The following is a 20871-nucleotide window of genomic DNA, read 5'->3' as shown; positions in this document are numbered from 1 at the left end:
GGGCAAGGTCGAGCACCCCCAGCCGCCCCGCAAGCCAGGCTCCCCGGTCGACTGCGATGACAGCGGCACCCCGGATGTGTGCTGCACCGAGGACGACAAAGCCTCCCGGTACGACGCGATCTGCTTCAATGCGCACCTCGACGGGGACACACACGGCGTCAGCCTGCAGAGGGACGCCACCTCCTTGCCCGGGCCGGGCAGGACGAAGATCAGGGTGAAGAACGAGTCGGACCGTCCCGTCCAGGTCGCCTCCCACTATCACTTCGCCGAGGTCAACCCGGGGCTCAAGGTCGTCAGCATCGAGGTCCCTACCGGTCAGACAGTCCCGGACGACCGCAGTCTGTGGAACTGCGAGGCGGCGAAGGGCCGGCGGCTCAACATCGCGGCGGGCACGTCCGTGCGCTTCGAACCGGGCGACGAGTGCTGTGTAGAGCTGGTGCAGATCCAGGGTGAGGTCACGGCCGGCGGCAACACCAGCGACCTGACCAAGATCCAGGGACTGCGCGAAGGGGTCGTCCGATGAGTGACCCGCAGGGACAAGCCCCCGGCCAGGAGCCGAAGCCGGTGGAGAACCGGCCAAAGCCGAGCAATGAGCTGACGCGGGCGGAGTACACCGCGCTGTACGGGCCGACCACGCGGGACCGGGTCCGGCTCGCCGACACCGACCTCACGCTGGAGATCGAGGCCGACTGGAGCGGCGGCCCTTCGTACAGCGGCAATGAGATGGTCTTCGGCGGCGGCAAGGTGATCCGCGAGTCGATGGGGATGTCGCACCTCGCCAGGGACGGGAAGAGCAGCCAAGGCCATGACACCGGCCACAGGCCCGTGGACACCGTCATCACGGGCGCGCTGGTCCTGGACTGGTGGGGTGTGGTCAAGGCCGACATCGGCATCCGTGACGGCAGGATCGCGGCCATCGGCAAGGCGTACAACCCCGAGACGATGGACAAGATCACGACCTTCGAGATGCCGGATCGTGGACCCGCGAAGGAAGCCCCGCCGGTCACGCCGACCAACTTCGTCATCGGGCCGGGCACCGAGGTCGTCTCCGGCAACGGGCGGATCCTCACCGCGGGGGGCGTGGACACCCATGTCCACTTCATCTGCCCTGAGCAGATCCACGAGGCTCTGGCCTCGGGTGTGACCACCCTGATCGGCGGCGGCACGGGACCGGCCGAGGGCAGCACGGCCACCACCGTGACTCCGGGCGCATGGCACATCAGGCGAGCCTTCGATGCGCTGGATGGGTTCCCGGTCAACATCGGCCTGCTCGGCAAGGGCAGCACGATGAATCAGCACGAGCTCAACGCGCAGGTGGACGCCGGTGTTTGCGGGTTCAAGATCCACGAGGACTGGGGCGCCACGCCCGCCGTGATCGACCGGGCGCTGGATGTCTGTGAAGAACGCGGTGTCCAGCTCGCTCTGCACGCCGACTCGCTGAACGAGTCGGGGTTCCTGGAAAGCACGCGGGCCGCCTTCACCGGCGACGGCAGGGACGCCGGGGGCAGGTTCGCGGCGAAGAAGGCACGCTCCCTCCATATCTTCCATGTCGAGGGTGCCGGCGGCGGACACGCACCGGACATGATCGAGCTGGTCAAGGAACCGAATGTGCTGCCTGCCTCGACCAACCCGACCCGGCCCCTGACGGTCAACACCGTCAAGGAGCACGTCGACATGATGATCGTGTGTCATCACCTCAACCCGGAGATTCCGGCGGATATGGCGTTCGCCGACTCCCGGATCCGGCCGTCCACCATGGCCGCGGAGGACCTCCTCCACGACATGGGCGCCATCTCCATGATGTCCTCCGACGCCCAGGCGATGGGCCGCATCGGCGAGATGATCATGCGTACCTGGCAGACCGCACACGTCATGAAGAGCCGCTACGGGCCCCTGAAAGAGGATCTCGAAGCCGCGAGGATCCACACGATCGCCGACGACACCAACCACTCCTTCAACGACCGGCAGCTGAAACCGAACGACAACTTCCGGGCACGCCGGTACGTCGCCAAGTACACGATCAACCCGGCGATCACGCACGGCATCGAAGACCACGTCGGCTCGGTGCAGAAGGGAAAGCTCGCCGACCTGGTGCTGTGGGAGCCGAAGTTCTTCGGCGTCAAGCCGCATATGCTCCTCAAGGGCGGCCAGCTCGCGTACGCACAGGTCGGCGACGCCAACGCGTCGATCCCGACGCCGCAGCCCTACCAGCCGCGCCCGGTCTGGGGCTCCACCGGCCGCTCCCCTGGACGCAACTCGGTGAACTTCACGGCGCCGGGCGTGGCCGTCAAACTCAACGGAGACGGCACCGGCACTCATCCAGGTCTCGGTCTCGACAAGCAGTTCGTGGACATCCGCAGCACCCGGGATGTCACAAAGGCCCACATGAAACTGAACGACACCGTGCCCGACAGCCTCGAAGTCGACCACAACAGCTTCGAGGTCACCATCGGCGGTGCGACCACGACCGACGCCCGCACCGAACTCAATGGCGCGACCGTACCGCGCTCCTACGTCAATGAAGTACCTCTGGCACAGCGGTACTTCCTCTTCTAGCACCGCCATCTGCCCGGCCGCCCGAGCAGCAGCATCGCGGCCGGGCCCCGGCGCGGGTCCGCCCTGCCCGCCCGCGCTCGGCACGCCTTCCAACCCTCGCGAAAGGCAGCCGCTCACCCATGAGCCGTGCAGCCCTGCTCCTGCTGGCCGACGGCCGCTTCCCCGCCGGCGGGCACGCCCACTCCGGCGGCGTCGAAGCCGCCATCGCCCACCAAGCCGTACACGACACCGACAGCCTTCAGGCATTCTGCCGCGGCCGTCTGCACACCACCGGCCTGACCACGGCCGGGTTGGCCGCCGCGGCCGCCGCCGGAGTCGACCCACTGCTGCTCGACGACGCCGCCGACGCACGCACCCCCGCCCCCGCGCTGCGCGCCGTCGCCTGTCGGCTCGGCCGGCAGATGATGCGCGCGGCCCGTGCCACCTTCCCCTCCGAAGACCTGGAACGGCTGGCCGCCGACCGTCCCCAGGGCGCCCACCAGCCGATCGTGCTGGGCCTCGCCGCCCGGGCCGCCGGGCTGACACCGCTGGACGCCGCCTATGCCGCCGCGTACGAAAACGCCGGAGGCCCGGCCACCGCGGCAGTGCGCCTGCTCAGCCTCGACCCGCTCGACGCCTCGGGGCTGCTGGCCCGCCTCAGCACCGACATCGACGCCGTCGCCACGGCCGCCGCCCGGGCCGCGGACCGCGTTGCGGCCGAGGGGGTCGACGCCCTGCCGTCGGCGTCCTCGCCGCTGCTGGACATCACCGGTGAACAGCACGCCGCCTGGAGCGTCCGGCTCTTCGCCTCCTGACCCCCTTCCCTCCCCACCTGGAGTCCAACATGCACCTCGACCACCCCGAGACCATGCCACAGCGTCACACCCACAGCGCCGAGCCGCTCCGCCCCGACGGCAGCCCCCGAGCCCTCCGCGTCGGCCTGGGCGGGCCCGTCGGCTCCGGCAAGACCGCCGGCGTCGCCGCGCTCTGCCGCACCCTGCGCGACAGCTGGTCCATCGCCGTCGTCACCAACGACATCTACACCCGCGAAGACGCCGAGTACCTGCTGCGCGAGGCCGTACTGCCGCCCGAGCGGATCACCGCGGTCGAGACCGGCGCCTGCCCCCACACCGCGATCCGCGACGACATCTCCGCCAACCTGGAAGCCGTCGAACACCTGGAAGAGACCCTCCCACCCCTCGACCTGGTGCTCATCGAGTCCGGCGGCGACAACCTCACCGCAACCTTCTCCAAGGGCCTCGTCGACGTGCAGATCTTCGTCATCGACGTCTCCAGCGGCGACGACATCCCCCGCAAGGGCGGCCCCGGCATCACCACCGCCGACCTCCTCCTCGTCAACAAGACCGACCTCGCCCCGCACGTGGGCGCCGACCTCGCCACCATGGCCGCCGACGCCAAACGGCAACGCGGCGGCCTTCCCGTCATCTTCACCAGCCTCACCTGCGACGACGGCATTCGCGAGGTTGCCGACTGGGTCACCGCCCACCTCACCGCGTGGCGCGCCAAGGAGGCCGTATGAGCGCCGCCGCACAACTCTTCACCGGCCGGACAAAGACGGCCGGATCCCTCTCCGGCACCGACGAGCCCGCCGGGCACCCGCACGGAGTGCGGGCCACAGCCCGCGTCCACGCCACGTACAACGGACGCGTCACCACGCTTACGCAGCTACGCAGTGACGGCCCGTTCCACCTCCGACGCATGCGCAGCGACAACAACTCCGCCAAGGTGGGGATCATCGGTGCGATGAGCGCCCCCCTCGGGGGCGACCGGCTCACCATCGACGTCACCGCCGGGGACCGGGCCGCCCTTGAGGTCACGACGGCCGCCGCCACCCTCGCCCTGCGCGGCCCCACCACCGCCCCAGCCCACTACGACGTACGGCTCACCGCCGGCGAACACACCAGCCTGCGCTGGCTGCCCCAGCCGCTGATCAGCGCCGCCGGCAGCAACCTCCGACAGACCTACACCATCGAACTCACCGCAACCGCCCGGCTGCTGCTGCGAGAGGAGCAGCTCCTGGGCCGGGCCAACGAGGAACCGGGCCACCTCGTCAGCCGACTCCTGGTCCACCGCGCCGGAAGACCGCTGCTCGACCAGCAGACGGCATACGGGCACCCAGAGCCCGGCTGGGACGGCCCCGCCATCCTGCACGGACACCGCGCCGTCGGCCAACTCCTGCTCGTCGAACCGGAGATGCACACTCACCACGCCCCCGCCCTCCTCGGTGAGGGCTCCCGGGACGGGTGCGCCGTCCTCACACCGCTGGCCGACAGCCCGGCACTGCTCGCCACCGCCGTCGCACCGAACTCCTCGGCCCTGCGGGAACTACTCGACAAGGCCCTCGCGCACGCCCGCCAAAAGTAGCGCGTACGGCCCGCCGCCCCTCGACGGACGGCGGGCCGCCTCGTCCTCACCTCCCGCGCCGCCACCCCGCCGGCAGCGTCCCGACGATCACGGAACGGATGGCCCGGTCCGGACCGCAGCGGGGCCCGGGCCACGACGAGCAGAGGTGCCCTTGGGATGGCCTACTCTGGGCCTGGCGCAGCCGTGACCCTGACAGCTCTCTGTGGCCGGGCGCCCGGCCGGCGCACAGCCGCCACCGCTAGTGTGCGGCGCGTCCGTTGTGTCGTACGGTGAAGCGAGTGGCGTGGACGAACATGAATACCCGCAGGTAAGAGGCGGACCGGGCGATGCCGTGCGCCTCGTCGTGCGGACGCTCGTGTACGTCGTCGTCGGCGGCCTCGCGCTCACGGCGATCGTCACGGTCGCAAGCGTGCTCGGGCCGATGCTCGCGCTCGACTTCTACACCCCGCCCGTCGCCGCTTGGTGGACGGTCTTCACGGCCGTCGCCGTCCAAGGCGTCCCGTTCCTGCTGCTCGGCACGCTTGTCTCCGCGGCCATCGGCGCCTTTGTGCCCGAGCGTGTCTTCAGCCGACTGCTGCCGCGCAATCCGGCGCTCGCCGTCCCCGTCGCGGGCGCGGCCGGCGTCGTACTGCCGGGTTGCGAGTGCGCGTCCGTGCCGGTGGCGGGCAGCCTGATGCGGCGCGGGGTGGCCCCTGCCGCCGCGCTCGCCTTCCTGCTCTCCGCGCCCGCGATCAACCCGGTGGTCCTGGTCGCCACGTCGATCGCGTTCCCCGGGCAACCGGTGATGGTGGCCGCCCGGCTCGTGGCCTCCCTCGCCACGGCCGTGGTGATGGGCTGGCTGTGGGCACGCTTCGGGCGCCAGGAGTGGTTGCGGCTGCCGAAGCAGCGTACGACCGAGTCCGGTTCCTCCGGCGCGGCTGCCTTCGTGGGTGGGCTGCAGCATGACTTCCTGCATGCCGGGGGGTTCCTCGTGCTCGGATCGGCGGCCGCCGCGACCTTCAACATCGCGGTGCCGCGCTCGGTCCTCGACCTCTTCACCGGTTCGGCCTGGGTGTCCGTCCTGCTGCTGGCGCTGCTCGCCGTGGTGCTGTGCGTGTGCAGTGAGGCCGACGCGTTCGTGGCCGCCTCGCTCAGCGGGTTCTCCCCCACCGCGCGGCTGGCGTTCATGGTCGTCGGACCGATGGTCGACCTGAAGCTGATCGCGCTTCAGACGGGCACGTTCGGCCGGGCCTTCGCCATCCGGTTCTCGACGGTGACCTGGGTGGTCGCCCTGGCGAGCAGTGTGCTCGTGGGGTGGTGGCTGCTGTGAGGCGGTACGGGCCGGCCGTGCTGTTGCTGCTGGTGGGCGCCGCGGTGCTGAGGATTTCGCTGTTCAGTTCCCTGTATCTGCGGTATGTGCAGCCCGGGCTGCGGCCGTATCTGATCGCGTCCGGGGCTCTGCTGGCACTGCTGGGGGTGGCGGCGGGAGTGAGGACCGCGCGGGAGGTCCCGGACGACGACGCCCCGCACGACCATGCGACCGATCACACCCATACGTCCGGCCCTCGCCTCGCCTGGCTGCTCGCCCTCCCCGCCACGGCCCTGCTGCTCTTCCCGCCGCCCGCGCTCGGCTCCTACAGCGCGGCCCGGGAGGACGCCCAGCGCGCGGCGCAGGGTGTGGGCACCTTCCCGGCGCTGCCCGCCGTGGACCCTGTGGACCTCAGCGTGGCCGAGTTCAGCTCCCGCGCCGTCTACGACAGCGAACACTCTCTGAAGGGCCGCACGGTCTGGTTGACCGGCTTCGTCACCCACGGGGACGACGACACCTGGTACGTGACGCGGCTGCTGGTGTCGTGCTGCGCGGCCGACGCGACCACGAGCAAGGTGCGGGTCCGTGGCGCGGACGCCCCGGGGACAGACACCTGGGTGACGGTCACGGGCACCTGGCATCCCAAAGGCCGGCTGGGTTCGTCGGCGGCCTGGCCCCCGGAGCTGGACGCCATGACGGTCAAGCAGGTCGACGAACCGTCCGACCCGTATGAGAAACGCTGACCGGCGGGCCCAGCACGTAGTCCGCTCACGGGCGCGGACAGCCCCGCTACCGCGCTGAGACCACGACCGGCGGGGTGGTCGCCAACGCCGGTATGCAGGAGGGTTCCGTGAACCGTTCTGTGCCTGACGGCCGCAGCGTTCCGCGTCCCGGTGGGAAACCGGGGCTGCCCCGCGGCGGTGAGCGGGTACGCACCGGGTCCAGGAGATCCGGGAGGCGACGGCCTTCTGCCCGTGCCCGTGCTTGCAGTCGCGATACCGAGCGATCACGGCGATCCTGGCAGGGAGGCGTGACCGGCCGCGCGTGACCACGGTGCGTCGCCGGCCGCGCCGTGCAGGGAGGCGATGGCCATGGCAACGATACCCAGCAGGACACAGCGAGGGCACAGCACCGAGGCACTCAGCGGCGCCTCCTTGGCCGCCGGGGCCATGATGACGCTCAGCGGGGCGCTCAGCATCCTCATGGGCGTGTCCGGCGTCTCACAGGACACCCTGTTCGCCGCCTCGGCCGGCTACACCTACTGGTTCGACCTGACCACCTGGGGCGTGATCCACCTCGTCGTCGGTGTGGTGCTCCTCGTAGCCGGTCTGGGGGTCCTGGCGGACCAGAGCTGGGGTCGCGGGGCCGGCGCAGCGATGGCGGCGATAAGCCTGATCACCCAGTTCATGTTCGTACCGCACTATCCGGCGTGGGCGATCCCGATGATGACACTTGATCTCCTGATCCTGTTCGCACTGACGAGGTTCCACATCGAAACCCGCGGTGCTCACTGAACCGGAACACCCGTGCAGCACGCGCACCCCGCCGGCGTCGAGAGACCCGGCCCTCTGGCGCTGCTCCACATGGGCCGATACCAAGGGTGAGGCGGCCTCATCTGGGGGCGCGGCCGGACGGCTGCGACCGGTTCAGGGACTCCCTGGACGAGTCCCGCCTGGTGCGTCACGCTCCCGTGGAAGTCACCAGCCCCGCCTCGTAGGCGCAGGCCGGTGCGCGAGGGGGCGGGCCGCGTAGGTGATGCGGATGACACCGTCGGTGTGCCGTTCGGTGGTCGCGCGGACACCGAAGACATCGGCGAGCAGGTCAGGGGTGAGCACGTCCAGGACCGGCCCCGCCGCGGCCACGGCTCCGTCGCACAGGACGACCAGACGGTCGCAGAGGCGGGCGGCGAGATCGAGGTCGTGCAGGACGGCGAGGGTGGTGACGCCGGTGGCACGGATCAGGTCCAGGAGTTCGAACCGGGCCCGGATGTCCAGGTGGTTGGTCAGCTCGTCCAGGACGAGGAGCCGGGGGTCCTGGGCCAGTGCGCGTGCCAGCAGGACGCGTTGACGTTCGCCGCCGGACAGGGAGGTGTAGGCGCGGTCGGCGAAGGGCCGTACCCCGCAGCGCTCGATGGCGTCGGAGACGGCCTCGTGGTCCTCGGGTCCGTCGCGGCCGAGCAGACCGTGGTGCGGAGCGCGGCCGAGGGCCACGATCTCGGTGACGGTCAGGCCGGTGGTGTTGCCGCCGGCGTCCTGGAGGACGGCCGCGGTACGGCGGGCCGCGACGCGCGGGGACAGTTCCCACACGTCGTCCTCGCCCACCCTGACGGCCCCGTCCGCCGGGCGCAATGAGCGGTAGACGGCCCGCAACAGGGTGGACTTGCCGCTGCCGTTGGGCCCGACGAGGCCGACGATGTCGCCTTCGCGGACCTCAAGGTCCACATCACGGAGAATCGGGTTGCGGTCCAGGGTGATCCGGAGCCGGTCGACGATGAGTTTCATGCTTCAGTCCAGGCCCTTGTTGCGGCGCAGCAGCCACAGGAAGAAGGGGGCGCCGAGGAGGGCGGTGAGAATGCCCAGCGGCAGTTCGTTGGGGCGGTCGAGGGTGCGGGAGAGCAGGTCCACGAGGACCAGGTAGACGGCGCCCGACAGAGCGGTCAGGGGCAGCAGTCGGCGGTGGTCGGCGCCGATGGTCAGCCGCACCAGGTGCGGGATCATCAGGCCGACGAAGCCGATGCTGCCGGCGACCGCGATGACCGTCCCGGTCAGCAGCGCGCTGAGGACCAGCAGGACGGCCCGCAACCGGTTGACGTCGACGCCGAGCGCGGTCGCCGACTCGTCCCCGGCCAGCAGCACGTTGAGGCGACGGCCGAACAGGGACAACAGCGTGGTGGTGAGGAGTACCACCACGGTGACCGTGGGAAGTTGGTTCCACTGGGCGCCCGCGACGCTGCCCAGCATCCAGAACATGACCGTCCGCAGTTCGGTGGGGGTCGCCTGGAGTTGGACGTAGCTGGTGGCGGAGAGGAAGACATAGCCGACGGCGACACCCGCGAGCACCAGCCGGGTCGGGGCCAGCCGGCCGCGGCGCTGTCCGAGCGTGAAGACCAGCGCGCCGGCGGCCACCGCGCCGGCGAAGGCCGCCGCCGACACTCCGAGACCGGCGAGTGCCACACCTCCGCCGAGTGTGATGACGAGGACCGCGCCGAGCGTGGCGCCGTAGGAGAAGCCCAGCACGATGGGGTCGGCCAGCGGGTTGGACACCACGGTCTGCAGCACCGCGCCGGACACGGCCAGGCCCGCGCCGACCAGGGCCGCCAGAACCACCCTGGGGGTGCGGAAGTTCCAGACGATCTGGTCGAGCGCGGGGTCGGAGGGTGCCGTACCGGCGCCGGTGACATGGTGGAGGACGATGCTCCACACGTCACCGACGGGCACGTTGACGGCACCGATGCTGATCGCCACGATCATGGTGGCGAGCAGCGCGACGAGCAGGAAGGCGAACGCCAGCGGGAGCGTGAGCCGGCTCAGACGGCGTCCGGGTGCAGCATTTCGGCGACCTTCTTCACGGCCAGGTCGTTGCTGGGGCCCAGGTACATCGAGTCGGACAGCGTCACGTAGGTGTTGTTCTCGGCGGCCGGCCACTGGGGGAACTCCTTGAGCAGCTTCTTGGCGTATGCCGCCGGGTCGGGGTCGTTGTAGCCGATGACGACGAGGGCGTCGACGTCGGTGGCGGCCACCTTCTCCTTGCTGAGGTCGGCGAAGGTGGTTGTGGCAGCGGTCTCGAAGGCGTTGGCGCCGCCGGCCTCGGCGAGGATGTCGTTGATGATGCCGTTGGCGACGACCGAGCTGAAGTCGTTGCTGCCCATGGACATGTTGGAGAAGAGCACCATGACCTTCGGGGGCTTTTCTCCCTTGACCTTCTCGGAGACCGCCGCGATGTTCTTCTCGGACTCGGCGATCAGCTTCTCGGCCTTGTCGCCGACGTTGAAGATCTTTCCCATGTCGCGCAGCAGCCGGTAGCTGTCGGCGATGGTCATCTTGGCGGGGTCGTCGTCGCAGCCCTGCGGGGAGACATAGCTGGCTGCTCCTACTTGCTTCAGCTGCTCGCGGGTGGCGAAGCCGTTCTTCTGGTCGAAGCCGTACGAGGTGACGGACAGGACGAGGTCGGGGCGCAGGCCGAGCATGGCCTCGCGGGGGATGTCGTAGGCCTCGTTGAGTTTGACGTTCCCGGTGGGCAGCTTCTTGATGGCCGCTGCCCGGCCGGGCACCTCGGACATGCCGTAGCCCTGCTGGTTGGCGACGATTTTGTCGCCGAGGCCGAGGGCGAGCAGCGTGGAGACCTCGGCCACAGAGGCGCCGTTCATCACGACTACACGGCTGGGGGCCTTCTTGAAGGTCTCCTTCTGGCCGCAGTTGTCGAGGGTCACCGGGTAGCCGGTCTTCGAGGCCGCGGCCTCGGTCGTACCGTCGCTCGTCGGGTCGTTCGCCTTGTCGTCGGAGGAGGAGCCACAGGCCGCCGTGAGGAGGCAGAGTGCTGCGGCCAGGGCGGCAGCGACCGGCCGGTTCATCGACATGCAAGCTCCTTGCGTGAGGGGTGTGCTCATGGGCTGAAGGGTTCTGTTGCAGTAGTCGGGGCGAAGCGGCCGTGAGTTCCCGGGCGGGTGCGGTCTGTTTCGCGGGCGCACCGTGGCCGGGTGCGACGCCCTTGGGGTGGCCGGTGGATCCCGAGGTGTGCGGTACGTACGCGAGATCCGTGCGCTGTGTCGCCGAGGAGGTGCCGGTGGTCTTTCCACCGGGGCCCGGCCGGTCCAGCAGGAGTACGGCGTGGTCCGCCGGGGCCGACTGCCGGGCCGGTGTCGCAGGAGTGGTCGGACGAAGAAGCCGGGGAGTTCCCTCGGCGATCCGTCAGGTCTTCGGATCGCCGTCGAGTTCGCGGCGGCGCGGCCCCTTCTGAGGGCCGCGCCACCGGGACCGTCGGCGCCGGTGTCCCGGCACGGGAAAGCGCCCGGGTCAGACACGCCCGGGGGCGCCCGGGGCAGGCAGCTCGGGGGCGCCCGGGGCAGGCGGACTGGAGGCTCGGGGCAGGCAGGCTGGGGGCGGCCGGGTCAGGCGGGCTGGGGGCTCGGCGCGTCGGCTTCGAGGAGCAGCCGTCCGAGGGTGGCCCGGGCGCGGGAGACCCGGGAGCGGACCGTGCCGACGGGACAGCCGAGGTGGCCCGCCGCCTCCTCGTATGACAGCCCGACCACTTGGGTCAGCACGAACGCCTCACGGCGTTGTCCGGGCAGCGTCTCCAGGAGGTCGAGCAGGGCCACACCGTCGTCGAAGCCCGGCAGTCCGCACGGTTGGGTGCGTTCCACCACCGTCTGCCAGTCGGCGGCGTCCGCGATCCGGGGGCGGACCGCGGCGCGGCGCAGACTGTCAGCGACCGTGCGACGGGCGATCGACAGCAGCCAGGTACGGGCCGAGGCACGGCCCTCGAAGCGGTGCAGGCTGCCGAACGCCCGCGCGAAGGTGTCTTGGGCGAGGTCGTGGGCGGTCTGGGGATCGCCGCTGAGACGGGCGACGTAGCGCAGCACATCGCCGTGCAGGGCACGGACGAAGTGGTCGGCCGCGTCAGGGTCTCCGCCGCGGGCGGCCAGCGCCCAGGCGGTCGCCGACGCGTCCGCGGCGGCACGATCCGCCCGGGGAGCGGGCAGGACAGAGATCATCAGTGATGTCCTTCTCGGGTCTTCCGGTGCCAGGCCCGCACGGGGGCATGGCTCACCGGCACAGGGGGTGCGGCCGTACGCGAGAGATACGGCGATGCCCGGGGCCGTCAGGAACGTCCTGCTCGCGGCGGCGCGCCGCGCCGAGGCGAGGAGCCTGCTGGAAGACCTGCGCGCGAGCGCCGCAGGAAGTAAGGCGGAGCGGCCCCGGTGGATCCGGCTGTCTCAGAGGACAGCGGCACCCGCGGGCGGCCCCCGGAAGGTGAGGGAACAGCACAGAAGCAGACGCACCGGAGCCGGACAGGCGGCATCGCGGCAGCTGTGCACGGAGGGGCGGCGAAACGGCGTGGGCAGTGCAAGCAGCAGCCGCAGGGGCGCCGCCAGCCAGGCCGCCGCGGCCCGCAGGACACGGAAGACGGCCCGCTCGCCGTAGGCCAGCCACAGCCCGCACAGGGCCGCGGCCAGGAGGTGCGCGGCGAACATGCCGGCCGAGGCGGCACCGCTCATGGCGGCCATGTCGTGCCCGTGCTCGATGCCGGGCATGCCATGGCCCATGTGCGCGGTGGACCCCAGGTGCATCCGGGACATGGAGCCCATGTCCATGGAGGACATAGTCCCCATGGAGCCCATGTTCATAGAGCCCATAGAGCCGGTGTCCATGGCGCTCGTACCCGTCGAGCCGCCGGCGCGGGGCATGGCGGTGGAGGCCGGCACTGGTGCGGAGGCGAGCCTCTGCGCCAGGGAGAAGGTCTCGTGGAGCACTGCCTGCGCGGCGGTCACGACCGCGACGATCACCGTGCGTCCGCGCTCCCGGCCGGCCAGCGACCAGCCGGCCGCGCCGGTCCCGGCCGCGCCCGCGGCCATGGCCCACCAGGGGACGGCGGTCCCCGACATGGTGGCGTGACCGAGGGCGGCGAGCAGCACGCAGGCCACGGCGAACACGCCGGCCCGCACTGCGCGGCACCACCCTCGGACAGTCATAGCCCGCCCATCCTCGCACCCGGCGTCCGGTCGTCGTCAGAGGATACGTATGAGCCCCCACCTCCCAACTCACCGACCGGGACGTGACTCAACTCACCACGGCCACAGGGGAACCCGGGAAGCGCGGCGGACGACTACCGCAACGAACCGAACCCGGCCGTGGCACAGCAGGGTCTCGGGCAGGCGCCGGGTCGGTGCGATGCCCCAGCGGCTGGGCATCGGCGCGGATCGTCGCGGGCTCGGCGGCGGTGTTACTTCGATTCCAGTCGTCCCAGCGGGTGCAAGTCACCGGTGAGGGCGGCCTGGGCCGCTGCCCAGTCGGTGTGGTCGGTGCCGGTGACATGGCGCAGGTAGGCGAGGGTGACCTGCCTGACCAGGGCGACGCGCTCGGGGTTCTCGTCGGTGGTTTCCGCTGCCTCGTAGCCGGAGATGCCGCCGAGGTAGTGCTGGCCGCCGTAGACCGTCAGCAGGCTCTTGCCGCCGCGGCCGAGGGTGTACGGGTCGGTCGTCCAGGACGGTCCCCGGGTGGAGAGCGGAAGCTCGTCCTTGTCACCGGCAACGACGAGTCCGGGTGCGGTGATGTGGGAGAAGTCCTGGTCGCGCAACCAGGGAGTGTGCTGGAGGGCGAAGGGGGTCAGTTCGTCGCCGCCCCTGCCGGCGGTGGCCAGCTGGATACTGGCCATGACCCGGGGGTCGGACATGTCCCGTGCGATGCCGGTCTGCGGGTCCGCGACGCGCAGCCCCACGAGGATGCCCGCGGTCTGGCCGCCGAAGGAGTGTCCGGCCGCGACGACACGGCTGTGGTCCACCCGGCCGGCCAGGCCGGGCACGCACGCCTCCAGGGTGTCGAGTTCGTCGAGGATGCGCTTCATGTCCAGCACGCGGTAGCGCCACAGGTGGGGCCTGCGGGGGTCGTCCGCATCCAGGCGCAGCCTCCTGGAGTCGAGGTGGGTGGCCTGGACGACCACGAAGCCGTGGGAGGCCCAGTGATCGACCAGCGGTGCGTAGCCGTCCAGGTCGGAGCCAAAGCCGTGCGCGAACAGCACGATCGGCAGATCGACGCCGGTGACCGGTGCGCAGACGCGTATGTGCAGGTCCTCGCCGCGCTCGGGTGCGGGCAGTGTGAGCGGCTTCACCGACATGATCGGGGTGGGCCCGGGGCCGCTGAGGTCGGTCGTCCTGTAGGTGGTCATGTGTGTGCTTCTTTCAGGTGGGCGATGAGGCCGCGGGAGTCGGCGCCGGGTTTGCCAGGGGATGCGCCGTAGGGGAGGTCGGCGCCGGACATCGGGCGGGCTCGCTCGTACCGCACGCTCCTTTCGTCCCGGCCCGCGTGCGCCGGGAGACGAACCGTCCGGGAGGGGCGCACGTCCGTTACGCTAAAACCTCACGTTGACGTGAGAGGCAAGGCGTAGGGCGTACGTCATCGGGGAGAGCACATGCGCATCGGAGAACTCGCCGCCCGCACCGGCGTCAGTGTCCGGGCCCTGCGCTACTACGAGGAGCAGAAGCTGCTCGTCGCCGAGCGCAGCACCAGCGGCCAGCGCCACTACCCCGAGAGCGCGATCGAGCAGGTCCAGCTGATCCAGCAGCTGTACGCCGCCGGGCTGTCCAGCAGGACCATCGTGGAACTCATGCCGTGTGTCATCGACGGCCGGGCCACTCCCGACCTGCTCAAGCGGTTGGCGGCGGAGCGCGAGCAGGTCGACCGGCGCATCACCGATCTCACCCATGCCCGGGACCGGCTCGACTCGATCATCACCGCCGCCCACGACAGCGTGCTCACCGGCGCTTCCTGCCGTCATGAAACCACCGCCTAGGAACACCGGGTGTTCGGGGGAAGAGATCACCGAACCGACGCGTTGACGCCCGGGCCGGCCGGTCCGGCTTCGCTGCCCCGGTCACGCGCCGAGGAGGCACCCCGGAGACCGTTCGTCATGCGCGGGAAAGGTGAGGCTCTTTATGGGTGACCCTATTCACCGATGAATGAGCGGGTATCGGCAGGGCCGTCGACGGCGGCCTGGCCGGTGCGGTGCGAGCTGTCATCTGGTACCAGGGCGAGTCGGACAACGGCCTGGACGGCAGACCGACGGCGGCGCAGCACAACGCGAATGTGCGGTCTCTTCTCGCCGACTGGCGGACCGACTTCACCAGCCTCGAACACATCTACGTCGTGCAGATCCGCAAGCACTGCGGGGCGGTCCGCAACGCCGCCGTTGAGTGCTTCCTGAGGGCGGGTCCGCTCCTTTGCTCGGCACGACGTGCCCGGTGCCGAACGTCCACGCCCTGCGGGTTTCGCCGTCGGTCCGGGCCGGGCGGACGGCAAGACCCGGGGGAACGGGCCGACCGGGGGTCAGCGGTAGAGGAGGTAGTGGCGGCGGAGGTCGCGGAACGCCGCCAGCTCACTCGCCCAGGCCCCCGCCACTTCCTCCGCCCCGGCGCCCGCGTCGATCATCGTGCGGACCAGTGTGCTGCCCGTCAGCCGGTCGATGCTGTGGTCGGCTCGCCAGGAGAAGTCGCTCCACACACGCTTCGCGGTCGCCAGGAGCGCCACTCCCGTGTACACGGGGTCGTAGATGTCGCGGTCGCGGACGTGGATCTGTACGCCGCCCACCGTCGTTCCCTGGAACTTCGAGAAGGTGGGGGCGAAGTACGCCTCACGGAACTCCACCCCCGGCAGGCCGAGGGCGCCTGCGGCCTCCGCCCACCGGGCGTCGATGCCTTCGGCCCCGAGCAACTCGAAGGGACGGGTCGTGCCGCGCCCCTCCGACAGGTTGGTGCCCTCGAAGAGACACGTCCCGGGGTACACGAGGGCGGTGTCGGGTGTCGGCATGTTCGGGCTCGGCGGCACCCAGGGCAGACCGGAGGCGTCGTAGAAGTCCGAGCGCCGCCATCCGGACATGAGAACCGTCTCCAGGTGCACCGGAGTCTGCAGGAACTCGCCGTTGAACAACCGTGCCAGCTCCGCGACCGTCATGCCGTGCGCCTGGGCGATGGGCTGCCGGCCGACGAACGACGCGAACTCCTTGTGCAGCACGGGGCCGAGCGGGCCGCGTCCCGTCACCGGGTTGGGCCGGTCCAGGACCACGACGCGCTTGCCCGCGAGCTGCGCGGCCTCCATGCAGTCGTAGAGCGTCCAGATGTACGTGTAGAAGCGCGCGCCCACGTCCTGGATGTCGAACACCACGGTGTCCACTTCGGAGGCGGTGAAGATGTCGGCCAGCGGCCGGCCGTTCTTGAGGTAGGTGTCGTACACCGGCAGGCCCGTCGCCGGGTCGTCGTAGCGGCCCTCCGAGCCGCCTGCCTGCGCGGTTCCGCGGAAGCCGTGCTCGGGGCCGAAGACGGCGACCAGGTTCACCCGGTCGTCCGCGTGCATCACGTCGACGATGTGGCGTACGTCGCGGGTCACACCCGTCGGGTTGGTGACGATGCCGACGCGTTGGCCGTGCAGCAGTGCGTATCCGTCCGCCGTGAGGCGTTCGAAGCCGGTACGCAGTCGGTGGCCGTTGCCCTGCGCCGCGGCGGCCGGAGCGGTGACCGCTCCCATGACGGTCAGCGCCCCCGCGGTGGAGCCGGCGGCCAGCAGATTCCGTCTGGACAGGTACATGATGTGACCTCCGTGTTCTCCGCGACCGCGGTGAACTCATGTGTTTGTCGAGTATCTGAAGAGCAAACGCGGACGTCAACGAGTAACCGTCAGGCTTTAGTTGTCGTCACTTTTTGCCCCCTGTCGGCGCTCGGTGGCTTCGTCGAGGAGTTCCAGCACATGTCGGTAGGGGCGGCCGGTGGCACGGGTCATGCCCATCTCACAGGTGCGGTTGCAGGAGGCGTACGCGTCGTAGGTTCCGGCGGTGATCTCGGCGGCCTGGGCGGCGGTGGCGGCCGCCGTGATCTCCGGGTGGAGCAGACCTCGGTCGCCTGCGAATGCGCAGCAGCCCCAGTTGTCGGGGACGGTGACCTCGTCGCTGACGGCCGCCGCCAGGGTGCGCAACGCGCTCTCGCTGCCCAGGTGCACGGTGGAGCAGGTGGGGTGCAGGGCGAGGGTGCGCAGGCGGCGGGGTTCGGGCAGGGCGGGAAGCAGCTGCTCGGCGGTGAAGACGACGCTGTCGACGAACTTCAGCGACGCGAACCGGGCGCGGTCGGATTCCGGGAGGGCGTCGGGCAGTTGCTCCAGACCATGGGTGCAGGAAGACGCGTCGCAGACCACGGGGAGCCGGCCGTGGTCGCTCGCCTCCCACAGCGCCTGAAGGGTGCGGGCGGCCATGGTCCGGTGTCCGGTGGTGTAGCCCTTGGACTGCCAGGGGGTGCCGCAGCACAGTCCGGCCAGTTCACCGGGCACGGTGACGGGAACGCCGGCCCGTTCGCACAGCCGCAGGAAGGCGGCTGCCGAGCCCGCCGCCCCACCGGGAGCGGCTTCGGGAGCGAACAGGCCGCCGATGCAGGCGGCGAAGAACACCGCGTGGGCGTCGGCCGGGCGCCGGGGCGCGGGACGGGCCGGGCCGCCGCGCGGGATGTCGTCCGCCCAGGCGGGGACCAGTTCCCCCGCTCCGAGCCGGCGGGCCGCGCCGGTGGCGGCGCGCAGTGCGGGGGCGGGCAGGACATGCGCGGTGTTCAGCGCGGCGCGCACGCCTTTGACCGCGGTCGCCCAGTGCCGGGCCGCCGCGTTCCCGGCGCGTTGCGCGACGGGGCCGTGTCGTTCGGCGCGCAGGCGTTTCATGACCGCGCCGGTGTCGATGGCGACCGGGCAGGCGGTGACGCAGAGGCTGTCGGCGGCGCAGCTGTCGACGGCCGCGTAGGTGTAGTCGCTCTCCAGCGCGCGGCGGCGTTCCTCGTCGCCGGCAGCGGTGGCCAGCGCGATCTCCCGCTGCAGGGCGATGCGTTGGCGGGGTGTCGTGGTGGTGTCCGCGGTGGGGCAGACGGGCTCGCAGTAGCCGCACTCGACGCAGGCGTCGAGTGCGGGATCGACCTGCGGGACGCTCTTGAGGCTGCGCAGGTGGGCGGCCGGATCGTCCTCCAGGATCACACCCGGGTTGAGCACGCCGTGCGGGTCGCACAGTCGCTTCAGCTCGCGCATGACGTCGTACAGTTCGTCGCCGTACTGGCGGCGGACGAAGGGGGCCATGGCGCGGCCGGTGCCGTGTTCGGCCTTCAGCGTGCCCCCGGCGTCCAGGACGAGGTCGACCATGGCGTCGGTGAACCGGGCGTAGCGTTCGGTCTCCCTGGCGGAGTCGAAGTCCTGGGTGAGCATGAAGTGGAGGTTGCCGTCGCGGGCGTGGCCGAAGATCACCGCGTCCTGGTAGCCGTGCCGTTCGAAGAGCGCGATGAGTCCCTCGCAGGTGCGGGTGAGCCGTTGCATCGGCACCGCGATGTCCTCCAGGATCGCGGTGGTTCCGGGAGGGCGGGCTCCCGCGACCGCGGTGTACAGGCCCTTGCGCAGGTGCCAGAGCCGGGCCCTGATGCGCGGGTCGCGGACGAGCGAGGTCCCGGTGACGGCGGGCAGACGCTCAAGGACCGGCCGCGCCGCCATCACCGTCTGCTCCAGCAGTTCGGCGCTGTCCTCGGCGAACTCGACCAGCAGCGCCGCGTGTTGCTCCACCCGCAGACCCCGCAGTTCGTCGACCGGGTTCGGGGAGTGCTGCGCCACTCGCAGTGAGGCGGCGTCGAGGAGTTCGGCGGTGCGGGCGCCGGCGGCGAGCAGTGCCGGCAGCGCGTCGGTCGCCTCGGCGAGGCCGGGCAGCACCAGCAGGCCGGTGGCGGTGTGCGGCAGCAGCGGAACGGTGCGGAAGACCGCCTCCCCCACGAAGGCGAGGGTGCCCTCGCTGCCGATCATGAGATGGGCGAGGATGTCGACCGGATCGCTGTGGTCCAGGAACGAGTTGAGCCCGTAGCCCAGGGTGTTCTTCATCGCGAACAGGCGCTCGATGAGAGCGCGGGAGGCGGCGGAGTCGCGGACGCGGTCGCGCAACCGCTGCAGGCCGGCGTGCAGTTCGGGCTCGCGGGCACGCAGAGCCGCGTCGGCGTCGGGGGCCGCCGTGTCGACCACGGTGCCGGAGGGCAGCACGAACTGCAGGGACTCCATGGTGCGGTAGGCGTTGTCCTGGGTGCCGCAGTTCATGCCGCTGGAGTTGTTGGCGACCAGGCCGCCGATGGTGCAGGCGGACTCGCTGGCCGGGTCGGGGCCGATCCGGCGCCCGTAGCGGGCGAGCCGCGCATTGGCCTGACGTACCGTCAGCCCTGGTTGCAGCCGGATGCGCAGGCCCTCGTCGAGGATCTGCGCGCCGCGCCAGTGGCTGCGGACGTCCACGAGGATGCCGCCGCCGCTCGCCTGCCCCGCCAGGCTGGTGCCGCCCGAGCGCAGGGTGAGCGGCAGCCCGGCCGCGCCGGCCCCGGCCATCAGGGCGCCCACCTCGGCCGCCGACGCGGCGCGCACGACGGCGCGCGGTGTGAACAGGTACGGCGAGGCGTCGTGGGCGGCCGCGACTCTGCGCGGCACATCGGTCGTCACCCTGGACGGGTCGCTGACGCACGCGGCGAGGATCGTGGCCAGCGTTGCGTCCCCTTCCGGGGCGGGCGGCGCGGGGACGGTCGGGGTGGAGGGTGTCATGGGTCCTCGATGCCGGGATGGGGTCAGTGCGTGATGCGCAGCAGGCGCGGCGGCTGTGCTGCGGGTTCGCACAGCCGTAGCGGCAGCAGGCCGGGGGTGATGCTGCCGAGGAGTGTGGCACGGCGGGCTCCGGTGCCCGAGGGGAGCGCGCCGGGCAGGCCGTTGACGGTGAGGAAGCCGAGCACGGCGAAGGCCAGGGCCTCCTTGGCGTCGGAGGGCAGGCCCAGGGCGTCGCTGGGGCGGACCGGCACGCCCGGCAGTTCCTCGGTGATCATGCGCATCAGCACCGGGTTGCGGGCGCCGCCGCCGGAGACGATGAGTTCGGTGACGCCGTGTGTGCGGCAGGCGTCCGCGACGGTGACGGCGGTGAGCCGGGTCAGGGTGGCCAGGACGTCGTCGGGGCGGGGCGTGGGTACGGCGTCGAGTGCCCTGTGCAGATAGGGCAGGTGGAAGTGCTCCTTGCCGGTGCTCTTGGGCGCGGGCCTGCGGTAGTAGGGGTCGTCCAGCAGGAAGGCGAGCAGGTCGGGGTCGGTGCGGCCGGCGGCGGCCCTGCGGCCGTCCTCGTCGTAGGCGGCGGCGCCCGCGGTGAAGTGCCGTACGGCGGCGTCCAGGAGGGCGTTGGCCGGTCCCGTGTCGAAGGCCAGGGGGTCGGTGCCGGGGGCGACGACGGTGACGTTGGCGATGCCGCCCAGGTTGAGTGCGGCGGGGGTGCCGGGCAGGGCGCGCAGGAGCAGTGTGTCGGTCATGGCGACCAGTGGGGCGCCCTGACCGCCGGCGGTGACGTCCCGGCTGCGCAGGTCGGAGACGACGGGAAGGCCGGTCGCTTCGGCGATCCAGGCCGGCTGGCCGAGTTGGAGGGTGCCGCGCACGATGCCGTCCTCCACCCAGTGGTGCATGGTCTGGCCGTGCGAGACGACCAGGTCGGCGGCGCCGTCGCACAGTTCGCGCAGGGCGTGTCGGGCGGCGTCGGCGAAGGCCTGGCCGATGCCGGTGTCCAGGGCGCACACGGCCTGGGTGGTGGTGGATGCCGGCGGGAGGGTGGCGGCGATCAGGTCGCGCAGATCGCCGGGGTAGGGCCGGGAGAGGTGACCGAGGGGCCGCAGGTGCAGCTCATCGCCGTTCAGGGTGAGGTCGGCGGCGGCTGCTTCGATGGCGTCGTAGGAGGTGCCCGACATCAGGCCGATCACACGCACGGTGCCTCCTGGCCCGTGTTCCGCCGCGCGGGCGGGGTCGGCTGCGGTTGCTGCATGGCTTCTCCCCAGGGGTGCTGTCGCTGGACGGGGGTGCGGGGGCCGCGTGGAGACGAAGCCGTCGTCGATATGGGTGATGTGGGTCTTCTCGACCGAGAGGGTCATCTTCAGTCTGCTGGCCAGC

General features: G+C 71.2%; 18 protein-coding genes. 9 read left to right on the top strand and 9 right to left on the bottom strand.

Going from position 1 to position 20871, the window contains the following annotated elements:
- Window positions 1-76: 76 nt before the first annotated feature.
- From ABT245_RS17165 to ABT245_RS17130, 8 genes are all read left to right on the top strand, one after another.
- The gene (locus ABT245_RS17165) at window positions 77-523 is read left to right on the top strand and encodes an urease subunit beta (RefSeq protein WP_351734394.1); all 447 of its coding nucleotides are present in this window, start codon (window positions 77-79) and stop codon (window positions 521-523) included.
- Window positions 520-2556: an urease subunit alpha gene (gene ureC, locus ABT245_RS17160; RefSeq protein ID WP_351734283.1), complete on the top strand. Its 2037-nt coding sequence runs from the start codon at window positions 520-522 to the stop codon at window positions 2554-2556. Before ABT245_RS17165 ends, ureC begins: the two co-directional genes overlap by 4 nt.
- Window positions 2557-2675: 119 nt before the next feature.
- Complete coding sequence (locus tag ABT245_RS17155; RefSeq protein ID WP_351734281.1) at window positions 2676-3350, top strand: urease accessory protein UreF; 675 nt, start codon at window positions 2676-2678, stop codon at window positions 3348-3350.
- Window positions 3351-3379: 29 nt separating this feature from the next.
- The gene (gene ureG, locus ABT245_RS17150; RefSeq protein WP_351734279.1) at window positions 3380-4075 is read left to right on the top strand and encodes an urease accessory protein UreG; all 696 of its coding nucleotides are present in this window, start codon (window positions 3380-3382) and stop codon (window positions 4073-4075) included.
- Window positions 4072-4920, top strand: coding sequence for an urease accessory protein UreD (locus ABT245_RS17145; protein ID WP_351734277.1), 849 nt, complete (start codon window positions 4072-4074; stop codon window positions 4918-4920). Before ureG ends, ABT245_RS17145 begins: the two co-directional genes overlap by 4 nt.
- 283 nt (window positions 4921-5203) lie before the next feature.
- On the top strand, window positions 5204-6229 hold the full coding sequence (locus ABT245_RS17140) for a permease (protein WP_351734275.1): 1026 nt from the start codon (window positions 5204-5206) through the stop codon (window positions 6227-6229).
- Complete coding sequence (locus tag ABT245_RS17135; protein ID WP_351734273.1) at window positions 6226-6951, top strand: TIGR03943 family putative permease subunit; 726 nt, start codon at window positions 6226-6228, stop codon at window positions 6949-6951. Before ABT245_RS17140 ends, ABT245_RS17135 begins: the two co-directional genes overlap by 4 nt.
- Window positions 6952-7299: 348 nt before the next feature.
- Complete coding sequence (locus ABT245_RS17130; protein WP_351734271.1) at window positions 7300-7722, top strand: DUF7144 family membrane protein; 423 nt, start codon at window positions 7300-7302, stop codon at window positions 7720-7722.
- Window positions 7723-7905: 183 nt separating this feature from the next.
- On the opposite strand, the gene ABT245_RS17125 is transcribed toward ABT245_RS17130, so the two are convergent.
- The 6 genes from ABT245_RS17125 to ABT245_RS17100 all read right to left on the bottom strand — a co-directional run bounded on the left by ABT245_RS17125 (window position 7906) and on the right by ABT245_RS17100 (window position 14089).
- Entirely contained in the window at window positions 7906-8709 is an 804-nt protein-coding gene (locus ABT245_RS17125) for an ABC transporter ATP-binding protein (protein WP_351734269.1), read from the bottom strand.
- Between the two features lie 3 nt (window positions 8710-8712).
- On the bottom strand, window positions 8713-9678 hold the full coding sequence (locus ABT245_RS17120) for a FecCD family ABC transporter permease (protein ID WP_351734267.1): 966 nt from the start codon (window positions 9676-9678) through the stop codon (window positions 8713-8715).
- A 56-nt stretch (window positions 9679-9734) separates the two neighbouring features.
- Entirely contained in the window at window positions 9735-10784 is a 1050-nt protein-coding gene (locus ABT245_RS17115; RefSeq protein ID WP_351734265.1) for an ABC transporter substrate-binding protein, read from the bottom strand.
- A gap of 531 nt (window positions 10785-11315) precedes the next feature.
- Window positions 11316-11918 carry a sigma-70 family RNA polymerase sigma factor gene (locus ABT245_RS17110; protein WP_351734263.1) on the bottom strand — a complete coding sequence of 201 codons (603 nt, stop codon included), beginning with the start codon at window positions 11916-11918 and terminating at the stop codon, window positions 11316-11318.
- Window positions 11919-12140: 222 nt separating this feature from the next.
- A complete protein-coding gene (locus ABT245_RS17105; protein WP_351734261.1) occupies window positions 12141-12896 on the bottom strand; it encodes a hypothetical protein in 756 nt (251 codons plus the stop codon).
- A 251-nt stretch (window positions 12897-13147) separates the two neighbouring features.
- Window positions 13148-14089, bottom strand: coding sequence for an alpha/beta hydrolase family protein (locus ABT245_RS17100; RefSeq protein ID WP_351734259.1), 942 nt, complete (start codon window positions 14087-14089; stop codon window positions 13148-13150).
- A gap of 243 nt (window positions 14090-14332) precedes the next feature.
- Here ABT245_RS17100 and ABT245_RS17095 point away from each other — a divergent pair, with 243 nt between their 5' ends.
- The gene (locus tag ABT245_RS17095; RefSeq protein ID WP_351734257.1) at window positions 14333-14713 is read left to right on the top strand and encodes a MerR family transcriptional regulator; all 381 of its coding nucleotides are present in this window, start codon (window positions 14333-14335) and stop codon (window positions 14711-14713) included.
- A gap of 533 nt (window positions 14714-15246) precedes the next feature.
- Here the strand turns inward: ABT245_RS17095 and ABT245_RS17090 are convergent.
- The 3 genes from ABT245_RS17090 to ABT245_RS17080 form a co-directional block, all read right to left on the bottom strand.
- Window positions 15247-16500: an exo-beta-N-acetylmuramidase NamZ family protein gene (locus ABT245_RS17090; protein WP_351734255.1), complete on the bottom strand. Its 1254-nt coding sequence runs from the start codon at window positions 16498-16500 to the stop codon at window positions 15247-15249.
- A 96-nt stretch (window positions 16501-16596) separates the two neighbouring features.
- Complete coding sequence (locus tag ABT245_RS17085; protein ID WP_351734253.1) at window positions 16597-19497, bottom strand: FAD-binding and (Fe-S)-binding domain-containing protein; 2901 nt, start codon at window positions 19495-19497, stop codon at window positions 16597-16599.
- A gap of 23 nt (window positions 19498-19520) precedes the next feature.
- Window positions 19521-20690 (bottom strand): anhydro-N-acetylmuramic acid kinase, encoded by a 1170-nt coding sequence (locus ABT245_RS17080; RefSeq protein ID WP_351734392.1) that lies wholly within the window; start codon window positions 20688-20690, stop codon window positions 19521-19523.
- Between the last annotated feature and the right edge of the window lie 181 nt (window positions 20691-20871).

Source organism: Streptomyces sp. NPDC001508, assembly GCF_040298665.1.
Classification (GTDB): domain Bacteria; phylum Actinomycetota; class Actinomycetes; order Streptomycetales; family Streptomycetaceae; genus Streptomyces.
Note: the sequence above shows the minus strand (reverse complement) of the source record. Positions and strands in the feature narration are given on the sequence as shown.

Excerpts from the sequence above, each read along its gene's own strand:
- ABT245_RS17105 (WP_351734261.1), bottom strand. The coding sequence starts at position 12,896 with ATGACTGTCCGAGGGTGGTGCCGCGCAGTGCGGGCCGGCGTGTTCGCC.
- ABT245_RS17100 (WP_351734259.1), bottom strand. The coding sequence starts at position 14,089 with ATGACCACCTACAGGACGACCGACCTCAGCGGCCCCGGGCCCACCCCG.
- ABT245_RS17085 (WP_351734253.1), bottom strand. The coding sequence starts at position 19,497 with ATGACACCCTCCACCCCGACCGTCCCCGCGCCGCCCGCCCCGGAAGGG.
- ABT245_RS17115 (WP_351734265.1), bottom strand. The coding sequence starts at position 10,784 with ATGTCGATGAACCGGCCGGTCGCTGCCGCCCTGGCCGCAGCACTCTGC.
- ABT245_RS17120 (WP_351734267.1), bottom strand. The coding sequence starts at position 9,678 with ATGATCGTGGCGATCAGCATCGGTGCCGTCAACGTGCCCGTCGGTGAC.
- ABT245_RS17090 (WP_351734255.1), bottom strand. The coding sequence starts at position 16,500 with ATGTACCTGTCCAGACGGAATCTGCTGGCCGCCGGCTCCACCGCGGGG.
- ABT245_RS17110 (WP_351734263.1), bottom strand. The coding sequence starts at position 11,918 with ATGATCTCTGTCCTGCCCGCTCCCCGGGCGGATCGTGCCGCCGCGGAC.
- ABT245_RS17125 (WP_351734269.1), bottom strand. The coding sequence starts at position 8,709 with ATGAAACTCATCGTCGACCGGCTCCGGATCACCCTGGACCGCAACCCG.
- ureG (WP_351734279.1), top strand. The coding sequence starts at position 3,380 with ATGCACCTCGACCACCCCGAGACCATGCCACAGCGTCACACCCACAGC.
- ABT245_RS17145 (WP_351734277.1), top strand. The coding sequence starts at position 4,072 with ATGAGCGCCGCCGCACAACTCTTCACCGGCCGGACAAAGACGGCCGGA.
- ABT245_RS17155 (WP_351734281.1), top strand. The coding sequence starts at position 2,676 with ATGAGCCGTGCAGCCCTGCTCCTGCTGGCCGACGGCCGCTTCCCCGCC.
- ureC (WP_351734283.1), top strand. The coding sequence starts at position 520 with ATGAGTGACCCGCAGGGACAAGCCCCCGGCCAGGAGCCGAAGCCGGTG.
- ABT245_RS17130 (WP_351734271.1), top strand. The coding sequence starts at position 7,300 with ATGGCAACGATACCCAGCAGGACACAGCGAGGGCACAGCACCGAGGCA.
- ABT245_RS17095 (WP_351734257.1), top strand. The coding sequence starts at position 14,333 with ATGCGCATCGGAGAACTCGCCGCCCGCACCGGCGTCAGTGTCCGGGCC.